The organism is Methylobacterium sp. D53M, assembly GCF_053345625.1.
In genome coordinates this window covers 563,585-577,022 of record NZ_JBKFAL010000002.1, presented here as the reverse complement: position 1 = coordinate 577,022, position 13,438 = coordinate 563,585, and the positions used below count along the sequence as shown (strand labels likewise).

Genomic DNA, 13,438 nt, shown 5'->3' with positions numbered 1-13,438 from the left:
GAGCTGGAGACACGAGATGCCCGAGACGCTGATCAAGGTCGATCTCACGCAATCGGCCTACGACAACGACATGGTGCACAACCGCTGGCACCCCGACATCCCGATGGTCGCGTATGTGAAACCCGGCGCCGACTTCATCGTCGAGACCTACGACTGGACCGGCGGCTTCATCAAGAACAACGATTCCGCCGACGACGTGCGCGACATCGACCTGTCGATCGTGCACTTCCTCTCGGGTCCCATCGGCGTCGAGGGCGCTGAGCCCGGTGACCTGCTGGTTGTCGACCTCCTCGACATCGGCGCCAAGCCCGAGAGCCAGTGGGGCTTCAACGGCTTCTTCTCGAAGAAAAACGGCGGCGGCTTCCTCACCGAGCACTTCCCGCAGGCCCAGAAGTCGATCTGGGACTTCGAGGGCATGTTCACCAAGTCGCGTCACGTCCCGGGCGTGCGCTTTCCCGGTCTGATCCATCCCGGCCTGATCGGCTGCCTGCCCGATCCGAAGATGCTGGAGACCTGGAACACCCGCGAGAAGGCGCTCTACGACACCGACCCGGAGCGGGTGCCGGCGCTCGCCACCCTGCCCTTCGGCCCGACGGCCCATATGGGCCGCCTGACGGGCGACGCGAAAGACGCGGCCGCCGCCACCGGCGCCCGCACGGTCCCGCCCCGCGAGCACGGCGGCAATTGCGACATCAAGGACCTGTCGCGCGGCTCGAAGATCTACTTCCCGGTCTACGTCCCCGGCGCCGGCCTCTCGATGGGCGACCTGCATTTCAGCCAGGGCGACGGCGAGATCACCTTCTGCGGCGCCATCGAGATGGCCGGCTGGGTGCATCTCAAGGTCGAGCTGATCAAGGACGGCATGGCCAAGTACGGGATCAAGAACCCGATCTTCAAGCCGTCGCCGATCACGCCGAAATACGACGATCACCTGATCTTCGAGGGGATCTCGGTCGACGAGAGCGGCGGCCAGCACTACCTCGACGTGCACATCGCCTACCGGCAGGCCTGCCTGAACGCGATCGAGTACCTGAAAAAGTTCGGCTACTCGGGCGCGCAGGCCTACTCGATCCTCGGCACGGCGCCGGTCCAGGGCCACATCTCGGGCGTCGTCGACATCCCGAACGCCTGCGCGACGCTCTGGATCCCGACCAAGATCTTCGAGTTCGACATCAACCCGGGCGCCGACGGACCGACCAAGTTCCTCGACGGCTCGATCCAGATGCCGCTCTCGCCGGATCTGTGATGGTTCGTTTCCCTGCCGGTCGCGGCTGACGCGACAGGCCTCCTCTCCCGTGCGGGAGAGGGGGCCCGCGATCCTTCGGCACCGTTCGTACCTCTCAAGTTCATTCCGGGAGCCTCCCATGCCCGTCTACGACTACGCCTGCGAGGTCTGCGGGCCCTTCACGGTGATGCGGCCGATGGCGGAGTTCCGCGAGCCACATGCCTGCCCGGATTGCGGCGGCGCGAGCCAGCGCGCCTTCCTCACCGCGCCGCGCATCGCCGGCATGGATGCGGGCCTCAGGACCGCCCACGCCACCAACGAGCGCAGCCGCCACGCGCCCAGGCGCTCGGGCAGTCACGGGGCCGGCTGCGGCTGCTGCTCACCCAAGAAAGCGAGCGCCGCTCCGGCCGCCGCCAAGAGCTTCCCGAAGGCGCGGCCGTGGATGATCAGCCACTGAGCCGCCCTCAACCGGGGGGACGATCAAGGTCAGGAGGACATCACGCCATGATGCACGGAGACATCTCGTCCAGCCAGGACAGCGTCGGCGTCGCCGTCGTGAACTACAAGATGCCGCGCCTGCACACCCGCGCGGAGGTGCTGGAGAACGCCAAGGCGATCGGCAAGATGATCGTCGGGATGAAGACCGGCCTGCCCGGCCTCGACCTCGTGATCTTCCCCGAATACTCGACCCACGGCATCATGTACGACGCCGCCGAGATGTACGAGACCGCCTCGACGGTCCCGGGCGCGGAGACAGAGGTGTTCGCCGCCGCCTGCCGGGAGGCCAAGGTCTGGGGTGTGTTCTCGCTCACCGGCGAGCGCCACGAGGAGCACCCGCACAAGGCGCCCTACAACACCCTGATCCTGATGAACGACCAGGGCGAGATCGTGCAGAAGTACCGCAAGATCATGCCCTGGACCCCGATCGAGGGCTGGTACCCGGGCGACCGCACCTACGTGTCGGACGGGCCGAAGGGGCTGAAGATCAGCCTGATCATCTGCGACGACGGCAACTATCCCGAAATCTGGCGCGACTGCGCCATGCGGGGCGCCGAGCTGATCATCCGCTGCCAGGGCTACATGTACCCGGCCAAGGAGCAGCAGGTCGTCATCTCGAAGGCGATGGCCTTCGCCAACAACACCTACGTGGCGGTGGCCAACGCGGCCGGCTTCGACGGCGTCTACACCTATTTCGGCCACTCCGCGATCATCGGCTTCGACGGCCGCACGCTCGGCGAGTGCGGCGAGGAGGAGATGGGCATCCAGTACGCCGCCCTGTCGAAGTTCCTGATCCGGGACTTCCGCGCCCACGGCCAGTCGGAGAACCATCTCTTCAAGCTGCTGCACCGCGGCTACACGGGCATGATCAACTCGAAGGAGAACCGGCACGGGATGTCGGAATGCCCCTACGATTTCTACCGGCGCTGGATCGAGGATCCCGACGGAACCCGCGACGCCGTACGGGCCATTACCCGCCAGAGCGTCGGCACGGAGGAATGCCCGATCGAGGGCATCCCGTTCGTGGGCAAGGGCGCGGGCGCGCCCGACCCGGCGCGCTGACCAGCCGGCCGGTCGCGCGACCAGGAGGACCATGGACACAACTCCCCTCGGCCCCACCGCCTTCCGGGCCCCGGCCGTCCTGCTCTCCGGACCGGTCGACTACGACATGTACAAGGACTTCCGCCGCCAGCTCGACGCGGCGGGGGACCGCGACCTCGTCGTCGTCGAGCTGACGACGCTCGGCGGCGACCCGGAGGTCGCCCGGATGATGGGCGAGGACATCCGCTTCAACAGCGCGATGGATCCGAACCGGCGGTTCGTCTTCCTCGGCAAGGCCGCGATCTACTCGGCCGGCACGACCTTCATGAGCTTCTTCGTCCGGCCCAACCGGTATCTCACCTGCGGGACGCGGCTGATGATCCACGAGCGCAAGATGAACAAGCAGCTGCAGGTCGAAGGACCGCTCACCACCTGCATCGCCTCCGTGAAGGCGACGCTCAACGAGATCCTGTGCTCGATCGACATCCAGAACGAGGGCTTCGCCAACCTGATCCAGGACTCTGACGTCACCCTCGACGAGGTGCTCGAGAAGGCACCGTCGAACTGGTACCTCGAGGCCGAGGAGGCCAAGCGGCGCGGCCTGATCGAGACGGTGATCTGAGCGGCGTCTTTGCGAACGCAGTGAAGCAACCCAGGGCAGCGCGACACCGGCGCGCGCGGCGCTGCTGGATCGCTTCGCCCCGCCCGCGAGGACGATGAGATTTCACAGAGCCGGGTAACAGGCCCCGAGGCTGACCAAGACCGGGGTGAGGGTCCGCGACATGGGAGATCCGGCTCGCGGGCGCCGGGTCAGGGCGTCGCGGCCGGCTCCGTCAGGCGATCGACCGAGAGCAGGTAGGCGATCAGCGCCGTCTGCTCTTCGCGCGAGACGCCCGAGCCGGCATCCGCCCAGTAGGCGTGCCCCTTGCCGGTCACGCGGGCGATCCGCGCCGTGTCCGAGGCCGCGTTGGCGGCGATCACCTTCGCCCGGAGATCCCGGTCGACCAGGGCGCGCAGGCTGTTGGCGGGATCTGGGGCGACACCCCGGTAAAGCGTGCCCGGGACGCCGAGCTGCGATCCCGCGTCGGAACCGACAGCGACGCCGGAATCGTGCAGGTACGGCGCCGTCCAGGCGAGGCCCACGAGGTTCGGCACCTTGTAGCCGCCCTCCGTGCCCCCCTGCCCCCAGGCGAGCTGCACCTGGGCGAGGGCGTCGCCCGCGAGCGGCACCGGGACGATGACCGGGTCGCCCGGGGTCGGGAACGGCGTGTCGGCGGCGAACATCGCCGGCGCCGACAGGCGCGCCTCCATCTTGGCGCCCGCCCGCGCCCGGGTCGGCTCGGTGCCGATCTCGGCCTCCGGGACGACCCGGTGGTTGGTGAGCGCCGGGCCGGAATGGCAGCTGCCGCAGCCGGCCTTCTCGAACACCGCGCGGCCCGCGCGGACCCGGTCGGGATCCTGCCCGGCGGCCGGCGGGTGCAGCAGGTTCTGGAAGGCCGACATGGCGTTGTTGGCGTGGTTGACCGGCTCCCCGGGCACGGACGTGAACAGGCCGTTGTCGGTGACGTAGTTGGTCGCCGGATAGGTCGGCAGGACCGCGTAGCTGTTCAGCCCCGGCGAGGCCGGGGTCGGATCGACGCTGCGCAGCACCTCCGACGGGCTCCGGCCGCCGTCCGGCCTGTAGCGGAACGCCTCCGTGGCCGAGCCGCGCAGCACGATCCCGAGATACGTCTCGGGATCCATGCCGAACAGCCAGGACGCGGCGGCGGCGAGCTGGGTCGTGTCGGAATTGGCCGCGTGGACGTTGTTGTTGAGCGAGGACAGGCCCGCGAAGGGCCCGATCGCCTCGCGCCCGCTCCAGCTGTAGGGCTCGCCGTGGGCCGAGAAGCTCGACGGGATCGAGGTCGGGTTGGTGACCCGGTCGGCGGACGAGTCGAAGCTGCCCGGCGGCCAGCTCGCCACCTGCACCTTCGTGGCCGCCTCGACGGAAGCGGCGTCCGGGAGCGCCGGCCCCGTGCCGGTCGAGCCGGTATGCTGCGGATCGGCGGGGGGCTTGGCATCGGCCTCCGGCACGCTGGCGTGCATGAAGTAGGCCGAGGAGTTCTTCGCGAGCGCCATCAGCAGCCCGGCATTGAGGTCGGTGTTGGGCGCGCCCTCCACGACCCTGCCGGTGCCGGGATCGACCGCCGCGTGGCACAGGGCGCAGGTGATCCCCATCCGAAGGTGGCCGCGGTCGTAGAAGGTCTTGATCCCGATGATGAAGGCGCCGCCCTTCGGCACGTCGAGCCCGGTCGGGACCAGCTCGCCCGCCCGGTAGACGCGGTCGCCGACGCGCACGTCCCTGGCCATGGCAACTTTGAGATCGGTGGTGCCCTGGCCACCGAGCTTGGCCACCGCCAGGGCGACCTGCGTGGGAGTCAGGCCGCCGTCGAGCATGCCCATGACGTCGGTGAGGAAGACCTCGTTGCCGAACGTCTCCTGATAGAAGGCCTGCCGGCCGCGCTCGACCATCGCGGGATCGATCGCGACCGCGCCGCTCTGCGGCGAGAGCGCCTTCCGTCCGGCCTCCGTGCCGGTGAGCCGGTCGGCCTCCGCGCGCGAGACGCGGCGGCCGAGGATGTCGAAGGCGGTCTGGATCGGGTAGCGGTCCGGGTTGAGCAGGTCCGCCCGGTCGGGCATCGGCGCGTAGCTGAAGCGGCCGACGCCCAGGGCGACGCCGGCCGCGACGGTCACGAGTCCGGCGGTGATCAGGATGCGGCGCGGCCAGCCCATGGAAACCGTTTGTCCTTCCCGGCGCCCGCCCGCGAGGAAGCGGGACCGGAGGGCCGGGCCTTTAACCGCCGGCCATTGCCAGGGTTCACGGGGGCGGCCGGGACCGGGTGTCGCGTCCCGGCCGCCCCGGATCCTCAGATTTGGACCTGCCCGCCGTCGGCGAACAGCTCGACGCCGTTGACGAAGCTCGCCGCGTCCGAGGCGAGGAACAGCACCGCCTGGGCGATCTCCTCGGGCCGGCCGACGCGGCCGGCCGGGATCTGGCCCGCGAGATAGTCCTTGGTGGCCGCCGCCTGATCGCCGCCGCCGAAGAGCTCGTCGAGGCCGGCGGTCTCGGTCACGCCCGGGCTGATCGTGTTCACCCGGATGCGCCGGTCCTTCAGGTCGAGGATCCAGTTCCGGGCGAAGTTGCGCACGGCCGCCTTGGTGGCCGAGTAGACGCTGAAGGCCTGCGTGCCCGAACTGCCGGTGGTCGATCCGGTGAGGACGATCGCGGCCCCGTCCCGCAGGAGCGGCAGCGCCTTCTGCACGGTGAAGAGCACGCCCTTCACGTTGGTGTCGAAGATGCTCTGATAATGCGCCTCGGTGATCGCGCCGAGCGGCGCGAAGCTGCCGCCGCCGGCATTGGCGAAGACCACGTCAATCTGCGCGTGCTTCTGCTGGACCGCGTCGTACAGGCGGTCGATGTCGGCGAGGTTCGCCATGTCGCCGCGCACGCCCGTGATCCGGCCGCCGATCCGCTTCACCGCCGCGTCGAGCGCCTCCTGGCGGCGACCGGTGATGAACACCGAGGCCCCCTCGTCCACGAAGGCCTGAGCGGTCGCGAGGCCGATGCCGCTGGTGCCGCCGGTCACCACCACCACCTTGTCCTGAAACCTGCCGGTCATCGTCGTTCTCCGCTGTTCGGCGCCGTGCGCGCCGCTGTTTGGAGAGATGCCGCCGGAACGATGGTGCGGGTAGTCGGCGATTGTGGCACTCAGCGTTCCAGAGGAGGAACGATGGTCCGCGCCGATCTCAACGACTACGTCTACTTCGCCGAGGTCGTCGCGCACGGCGGCTTCGCCGCGGCCGGCCGGGCGCTGCACCAGCCGAAGTCGAAGCTGAGCCGCCGCATCGCGGCCCTGGAAGCGCGCCTGGGCGCCCGCCTGATCGAGCGGTCGAGCCGACGCTTCCGCGTGACCGAGGTCGGCCAGGGCTTCTACGAGCGCTGCCGGGCGATGATGCTCGAGGCGGAGCGTGCCGAGGCGCTCGTCGCGGAGGCGCAGATCGAGCCGCACGGGCGGATCCGCATGAGCTGTCCGACGGGCCTCACCGACATCGTCGCGGCGCGCGTCCGCGGCTTCCTCGTCCGATACCCGAAGGTGCGGCTGCAGCTGGTCGTGACCGACCGGCCCGTCGACCTGATCGAGGAGCGGATCGACGTGGCGCTGCGGGTCCGACGGGACCTGACGAGCGACGCATCGCTGACCATGCGCACGCTCGGAACCTCGCGGTGGATCCTGGTCGCCGCACCGCGGATCGCGCGCGGCCTCGGCCCCGACATCGCCGCGCTCGGGGCGGTCCCGACCCTCGGCACCCGCGACGATCCCGGCGAGGCGGAGTGGCGGCTGGAGCACCGGGACGGCACGATCTTCACCCTGCGCCACGAGCCGCGCCTGACCTGCGGCGACTTCGCCGCGCTGTGCGACGCGGCGGCCGACGGCCTCGGGGTCGCGTTCCTGCCCGACCACGCCTGCACCGATGCCGTCGCGGCCAGCCGGCTCGTGCCCGTCTACCCGGACTGGCAAGGTCAGCCCGGGATCGTGCACATCGTCTTCACGACCCGGCGCGGGCTGCCGCCGGCCGTGCGGGTGCTGATCGACCACCTCGCGGCGACATTCCCGACGCTGTGAGGCGCGCGCCCTAGTACCCCCGCGCCGCGTCGACGCCGTCCGGCACCTGGCCGGTCCGCCGGTAGGCCCTCAGGTTGGCCGCCACCGTGGCGGCCGCCGACTCCATGTCGGTCGGCCCCGAGACGTGCGGCAGCACCGTCACGCCGGGATGCGACCATAGCGGCGACTCCGCCGGCAGGGGCTCGACCGCGAAGACGTCGAGCACGGCGTGGGCGAGGTGGCCCCTGTCCAGGGCGGCGATCAGGTCCTCGGTGACGACGATCGGTCCGCGGGCGAAGTTGATCAGCGCGGCGCCGGGCTTCAGGGCGGCGAGGCGCTCGGCGTTCACGAGGCCCCGCGTCTCCGGCGTCAGCGGCACGAGGCAGACGAGGATGTCGCACCGGCCGAGCATCACCGGGAGGCCGTCGGCGCCGTGGAACGTCTCGAGGCCCGGCACCGCCTTGGGGCTGCGGCTCCAGCCGACGACGCGGAAGCCGGCTCCGGTGAGCCGCTCCGCCGCCGCGGTCCCGAGCGCCCCGAGGCCGAGCAGGCCCACCGTCGTCTCGGACGGCTTGCGGTAGGCGTGCGGGCGCCAGACCCGGTCGCGCTGCTGGCGGGCATAGGCCGGCATGTCGCGCTGGAGATAGTAGGTCCAGGCCAGCACGGCCTCGGCCATGGTGCGGGCCATCTCGCGGTCGACGAGGCGGACGATCGGCAGCGGCCGGTCGAAGGCGCCGACGAGCTTCTCGACCCCGGCCCACAGGCTCTGCACCCAGACGAGGCCCGGCAGCGCCGCGACCTCGGCCGGATCGGGGTTGGCCACGACGGCGACCCGCGCGGCCGCCCGGGCCGCGTCGTCCATCGACCGGAACGCGATCAGGCGCTCCTCGGGCATGGCCGCCGAGAGGATCCGCAGGTACTCCGCCTCCTGATCCGGCCCCTTGCACCCGACCAGGGCGATCGCCTCCGTCATCTAAATCCTCCGCACCGTACCGCTCGGCCCGTCCACGCGCGGGCGAAGCAGGCGCTGTGCCTGACGGGATCCGGATCGTCGAGATGGGTCGGGCGCCGGCTCCGTCAGCGCGCCTCGATCAGCGCCGGGTAGACGAGGCGGACGTTGCGCCGATCCTCGGGGATCGCGGTCTCCGCCCGCTTGCGGATGCTGCCGGTCGTCGCCGCCACGACGGGCTCGGTCGGCCGCAGGCGCCAGCGCTCGGCCGCCTGGATCGCGACGCGGGGCTTGGGCCGTTCGAGGTGCCGGTCCGCGCCCTCGGTGGGGGCGGTCGCGAGCCCGCCGAGCGTCATCGCGGCCAGCAGGGCGTAGCGGGGCCAGGATCGGCGGGGACGGGCGGGACTGGAAGGCATGGGAGGGGCACCGCGTGGACCTCCCTGTTCTGCGCCGCGCACGTGAAGACGAAATCGAACCGAATCGATTTCCAACCCGTTCCCAACACCTGCCTACAGTCGCGGTAAATGCCCGCTGTCCAGGCACGGTTAAACAGGTGAATCGGGAGGACACGCGGACATGGCGAGCAAGGTCGAGGGGGGATCCGGGACGCCGGAGCGCGCGGAGATCGGCCGCGTGATCGACACCGACATCTCCGCGCGCCTGGACCGGCTGCCCTGGGGCCGCTTCCACGTCCTCGTGATCGTGGCGCTCGGCATCACCTGGGTGCTGGACGGCCTCGAGGTGACGCTCGCCGGCTCCCTGGTGGGCGCGCTGCGCCAGCCGCCGATGTCGTTCTCCGAGTTCGACGTCGGGCTCGCCGCCTCCTGTTACCTCGTGGGCGCCGTGACCGGCGCGATCGGCTTCGGCTGGCTCACCGACCGGATCGGCCGGAAGAAGCTGTTCTTCATCACGCTGGCCCTCTACCTCGTCGCCACGGCGGCCACCGGCCTGTCGTGGAACATCTGGAGCTTCTGCTTCTTCCGCTTTTTCACGGGCGCGGGGATCGGCGGCGAGTACACGGCGATCAACTCGACCATCCAGGAGCTGGTCCCGGCCCGGGTCCGCGGCTGGACCAACCTCGTCATCAACGGCTCGTTCTGGATCGGCGCGGCGCTCGGCTCGTTCATGTCGATCGTGCTCCTGAAGCCCGAGGTGATCGACCCGGCCTGGGGCTGGCGCGTCGCCTTCTTCACCGGCGGCGCCATCGGCCTCGTGATCCTGCTCCTGCGCACCTGGATCCCCGAGAGCCCGCGCTGGCTCGCGACCCACGGCTACGCGGCGGAAGCCGACCGGGTCGTCTCCGGCATCGAGAAGCGCTTCACCGACGAGGGCGTGACCCTGCCGCCGGTGGACGAGAGCAAGCGCATGAAGGTCCGCACCCGCGACCACACCCCTCTCTCCGAGGTGTTCAAGGCGCTGTTCGTGACGAGCCGCAAGGAGACCATGGTCGGCCTCGCGCTGATGATCGCGCAGGCCTTCTTCTACAACGCGCTGTTCTTCACCTACGCGCTGGTGCTGGAGCGCTTCTATCAGGTGCCCGGCAACCATGTCGGCTGGTACCTGCTGCCCTTCGCGCTCGGCTCGTTCCTCGGCCCGCTGCTCCTCGGGCGGCTGTTCGACACGATCGGTCGGCGCAAGATGATCGCCTTCACGTACGGCATCTCGGCGCTGCTCCTCGCCGGCGTCGGCCTGCTGTTCCGCCTCGACATCCTCGGGTCGGTCGGCCAGACCGCGGCCTGGATGGTGGTGTTCTTCTTCGCCTCGGCGGCGGCGAGCTCGGCCTATCTCACGGTCTCCGAGACGTTCCCGCTGGAGATCCGGGCGCTGGCCATCGCGGTCTTCTACGCGGTCGGCACCGGCATCGGCGGCGTCTCGGGCCCGCTCCTGTTCGGCACGCTGGTCGAGACCGGCTCGCGCGACTGGGTGCTGTTCGGCTACGGCCTCGGCGCGGTGCTGATGCTCATCGCGGCGGTCGTCGGAGGCATCTGGGGCACCGCCGCGGAGGGCAAGTCCCTGGAGGAGGTCTCGAAGCCGCTGGCGGCGGCCTGAGGGCGGGCCCGGCGCGACAGCGGGACGCGCGCGGAGCGGAGCCGTCCGGCCTCGCTCCGCGCCCGGCCGACGCCGCCGCGGGCGCTCACGCCCCCTTCCGCCACACCTGCCCGTGGTAGACGAACTTGGCGCCCTCGTTCGCCAGGGCCGCCAGGCCCCGGAAAGCGGGGTCGTGGACGGTGATCACGCTGGTGGGGATCTGGCGCATCATGGCGGCGAAGGGCGCCTTCTTCTCGAAGGCGTCGCGGAAGCCGCTCTCCTCCAGCACCTTGAGGATCCGGGGCGCGATGCCTCCGCCGATATAGACCCCGCTCGTCGCCAGGAAGGTCAGAGCGAGGTCGCCGCAGACGCGTCCGAGCACCCGGCCGAACAGCGCGAGCGTCTCCGCGGCGTGCGGATCGGTGGCGTTCAGACCGGCCTCGGTGACCGCGGCCGGCTCGATCTTCTCGTGCGGCTGCCCGGTCCGGACATGGGCGACGGCCGCGTGGAGGCGCGACAGGCCCGGCCCCGACAGCACCGTCTCCACGGTGATCCGGTTCTCGACCCGCTCCAGCGCGTGCCAGACCTTCTCCTCGAATGCGTCGGCCGGACCGATATCGGTGTGGCCGACCTCGGTGGAGACGATGGCGAGGTGCGCCGAATAAGGGACCAGCGCGGCCGCGCCGAACCCGGTCCCGGGGCCCAGCACCACGCGGGCGCCGCCGGGCACGGGGGGACAGGGGCCGACCGGCGTGAGGTCGTGGGGCTCGATATCGGCGGCGCCGGCCGCCACCGGCACGTAGTCGTTGACCACCGTCGCCGAGGAGAGCCCGAAATCCTCGGCGATGCGCTGGCCCGCGATCTTCCAGTGCGCGTTCGTCAGCTGGATCTGCGGCCCGTCGACCCGGCCGGCGATCGCCAGGATCGCCGAGCGCGGTGCCGGGCCGTCACCCTTGGCGAGCGACGCCTTGATGGCGCTCGACGGATCGGGATGGTCGGCGGTCGCCTCGTGCGCGAGGAGGCGGGGCTGGTCGCCGGACGTCTCGATCAGACCGAACCGCGCGTTCGTCCCGCCGATGTCGCCGACCAGAACCGGAAACTCGAACATCGCAACTTGCCCCTGCTCTCTGGCCCGCCGCGACGGGACTCGCGTCCAGCACGGCTCCGGCGATTCATCGGCCGCGCGACACCGCGCGGGCAAGTCCCAATCGGCGGCATCCGCCGCTCAGGATTGCGCGATCGTCTTGTCACGCGCCCGGCCGATCACGCAGAGATGGGTATCTCCGAAGCCGCTGCCGTATTTGAGACCGTAACCGAGGGCGCGGTCGAGGCCGATATGGGCCAGCCAGATGAGGACCGGCCCGACGGCCTCGGGGCGGCCCGAAGCGATCGCCAGGGACAGGCCGACGAGCGGCAGCGCGAGCGTGTGGGCCGCGTTGTAGAGCACCGCGCCGACCACGGGACCGGCCGCGTAGCCCAGCATGCTCAGGTCGGGGACGAAGAGCAGCGCCGCGAAGAGCCACCACGACGGCCCGAGCCACCCATAGGCGAGCAGGGCGGCGACCAGGATGCAGCCCCCCTCCAGCCGCAGCAGCAGGCGCGGCCAGCCCGTGACGGAACGCCCCGACATCGCGACCTCCCCTCGACAGCGCGGCGCGTCAGGCCGGCGGCAGCGCGTCCGGGTCGATCGCGCCACCGGCAGCCCAGTTGCTGAGCAGAGCACGGACGGCGGCGGGGTCGGGCAGGCGCCGCCGGGCGACGGTCTCGCCGTCACCGACGCGCACCGCGACGCCGCCGTCCTCGTTGATCGACGCGAAGGCGATCTCGTCGGTGCGGTCGTCACCGAAGAAGACGGGGACCCGTCCGGCGTAGGGCGCCTGCGCCATGAAGGCGCGGATCGCGTGGGCCTTGGTGGCCTGCGCGGGGACGATCTCGCCGACCGCCTTGCCGAGTTGCAGGCGGTACTCGGCGCCGAGCGCCTCCGCCGCGCCCTTCACCAGCGTCTCGGCCCGCAGGGCATCGTCCGGGCTCGCGAGCCGCCAGTGGACCGCCACCGAGGCGCCCTTGTCCTCGATCAGGACCTGGGCGAGCGCGGCGGTCTCGGCCTGCAGGCGCGCGACCTGCCGGCGCAGATCCGGATGGTCCTCCGCGCGGCCGCCCGTGAGCGCGCCGGCGACCCGGCGCTCGACGCCGTGGAGACCGGCCGCATCCAACCGGGACGGCGCCAGGAAGCCGTCGATCACCGTGACCGGCCGGCCGGTGACGATGGCGAGGGCGCCGTCGAGTCGCGCCCGGAGCCGCTCCAGATCCTCCACAAGGCCGGGCTCGACCCGCACGGCGTCCGGACGCGGCGCGATCTCGGCGAGCGTGCCGTCGAAGTCGAGGAAGAGGGCGATGTCCATCGCGGGGGATCCCGGGCTCGAGTGTCGGCGACGGGCTAGCACGGGCGCGCCGGACGACAAACGCCGGCCGCACTGCCCTATCTGAATCCGCACCGGCACAGCACGAGGTTCTCCATGCGCGGATCGCCCTTCCGGCCCGTTCCCGATCCGGTCGGACCGGACGAGGAGAGCGTCTGGGACTATCCGCGGCCGCCCCGGCTCGAATCCGTCCCGGACCGGCTGCGGGTCGTGCTCGGCGGCCGCGTCATCGCCGAGACGGGCTCCGGGTTCCGGGTGCTCGAGACCTCGCACCCGCCGACCTACTACCTGCCGCCCATCGACATCGCGGACGGCACGCTCGTGAACCGGCGACGCGGCGGGATCTGCGAGTGGAAGGGACAGGCGGTCCTGTTCGACGTGCGCGGCGGCGACCGTCTCGTGCCCGGGGCGGCCTGGGCCTACCCGGATCCGACCCCGGATTTCCGCGCGATCGCCGGCTACGTCGCGTTCTACGCCGGCCCGATGGACGCCTGCTTCGTCGGGGCGGACCCGGTGACGCCGCAACCGGGAAACTTCTACGGCGGCTGGATCACGCCCGGCATCGTCGGCCCGTTCAAGGGCGGTCCCGGAACGATGGGCTGGTGATTTCGTCCCCCGCCCCTTCTACGTTCGC

Annotated in this window: 14 protein-coding genes; 7 read left to right on the top strand and 7 right to left on the bottom strand. The window is 71.0% G+C overall.

Annotated features, from left to right (window positions below; genetic code table 11):
• Nucleotides 1-16 precede the first annotated feature (16 nt).
• The 4 genes from fmdA (at nt 17) to ACLBYG_RS07035 (ending at nt 3,386) form a co-directional block, all read left to right on the top strand.
• Nucleotides 17-1,246: a formamidase gene (gene fmdA / locus ACLBYG_RS07050; RefSeq protein WP_447680999.1), complete on the top strand. Its 1,230-nt coding sequence runs from the start codon at nt 17-19 to the stop codon at nt 1,244-1,246.
• A gap of 118 nt (nt 1,247-1,364) precedes the next feature.
• A complete protein-coding gene (locus ACLBYG_RS07045; protein WP_447680998.1) occupies nt 1,365-1,682 on the top strand; it encodes an FmdB family zinc ribbon protein in 318 nt (105 codons plus the stop codon).
• Nucleotides 1,683-1,729: 47 nt separating this feature from the next.
• A complete protein-coding gene (locus ACLBYG_RS07040; RefSeq protein WP_020090552.1) occupies nt 1,730-2,785 on the top strand; it encodes an aliphatic amidase in 1,056 nt (351 codons plus the stop codon).
• A 31-nt stretch (nt 2,786-2,816) separates the two neighbouring features.
• Nucleotides 2,817-3,386 (top strand): ClpP family protease, encoded by a 570-nt coding sequence (locus ACLBYG_RS07035; RefSeq protein ID WP_447680997.1) that lies wholly within the window; start codon nt 2,817-2,819, stop codon nt 3,384-3,386.
• 188 nt (nt 3,387-3,574) lie between these two features.
• Here ACLBYG_RS07035 and ACLBYG_RS07030 read toward each other — a convergent pair whose 3' ends face one another.
• Entirely contained in the window at nt 3,575-5,536 is a 1,962-nt protein-coding gene (locus tag ACLBYG_RS07030) for a cytochrome C oxidase Cbb3 (protein WP_447680996.1), read from the bottom strand.
• Between the two features lie 134 nt (nt 5,537-5,670).
• Nucleotides 5,671-6,423: an SDR family NAD(P)-dependent oxidoreductase gene (locus ACLBYG_RS07025; protein ID WP_447680995.1), complete on the bottom strand. Its 753-nt coding sequence runs from the start codon at nt 6,421-6,423 to the stop codon at nt 5,671-5,673.
• 111 nt (nt 6,424-6,534) lie between these two features.
• Here ACLBYG_RS07025 and ACLBYG_RS07020 point away from each other — a divergent pair, with 111 nt between their 5' ends.
• The gene (locus ACLBYG_RS07020) at nt 6,535-7,428 is read left to right on the top strand and encodes a LysR substrate-binding domain-containing protein (RefSeq protein ID WP_447680994.1); all 894 of its coding nucleotides are present in this window, start codon (nt 6,535-6,537) and stop codon (nt 7,426-7,428) included.
• 10 nt (nt 7,429-7,438) lie between these two features.
• Here ACLBYG_RS07020 and ACLBYG_RS07015 read toward each other — a convergent pair whose 3' ends face one another.
• The gene (locus ACLBYG_RS07015) at nt 7,439-8,380 is read right to left on the bottom strand and encodes a 2-hydroxyacid dehydrogenase (RefSeq protein WP_447680993.1); all 942 of its coding nucleotides are present in this window, start codon (nt 8,378-8,380) and stop codon (nt 7,439-7,441) included.
• Nucleotides 8,381-8,484: 104 nt separating this feature from the next.
• Nucleotides 8,485-8,772: a hypothetical protein gene (locus ACLBYG_RS07010; protein WP_244492186.1), complete on the bottom strand. Its 288-nt coding sequence runs from the start codon at nt 8,770-8,772 to the stop codon at nt 8,485-8,487.
• Between the two features lie 160 nt (nt 8,773-8,932).
• Here ACLBYG_RS07010 and ACLBYG_RS07005 point away from each other — a divergent pair, with 160 nt between their 5' ends.
• On the top strand, nt 8,933-10,405 hold the full coding sequence (locus ACLBYG_RS07005) for an MFS transporter (RefSeq protein WP_447680992.1): 1,473 nt from the start codon (nt 8,933-8,935) through the stop codon (nt 10,403-10,405).
• An 85-nt stretch (nt 10,406-10,490) separates the two neighbouring features.
• Here the strand turns inward: ACLBYG_RS07005 and ACLBYG_RS07000 are convergent, their stop codons facing one another.
• The 3 genes from ACLBYG_RS07000 to otsB all read right to left on the bottom strand — a co-directional run bounded on the left by ACLBYG_RS07000 (nt 10,491) and on the right by otsB (nt 12,786).
• On the bottom strand, nt 10,491-11,492 hold the full coding sequence (locus ACLBYG_RS07000; protein ID WP_447680991.1) for a glucokinase: 1,002 nt from the start codon (nt 11,490-11,492) through the stop codon (nt 10,491-10,493).
• A 117-nt stretch (nt 11,493-11,609) separates the two neighbouring features.
• Entirely contained in the window at nt 11,610-12,014 is a 405-nt protein-coding gene (locus ACLBYG_RS06995; RefSeq protein ID WP_447680990.1) for a DUF4260 domain-containing protein, read from the bottom strand.
• 28 nt (nt 12,015-12,042) lie between these two features.
• Nucleotides 12,043-12,786 carry a trehalose-phosphatase gene (gene otsB / locus ACLBYG_RS06990; RefSeq protein ID WP_447680989.1) on the bottom strand — a complete coding sequence of 248 codons (744 nt, stop codon included), beginning with the start codon at nt 12,784-12,786 and terminating at the stop codon, nt 12,043-12,045.
• 114 nt (nt 12,787-12,900) lie between these two features.
• On the opposite strand from otsB, the gene ACLBYG_RS06985 reads away from it, so the two are divergent.
• A complete protein-coding gene (locus ACLBYG_RS06985; protein ID WP_447680988.1) occupies nt 12,901-13,410 on the top strand; it encodes a DUF427 domain-containing protein in 510 nt (169 codons plus the stop codon).
• The last annotated feature ends 28 nt before the right edge of the window (nt 13,411-13,438 follow it).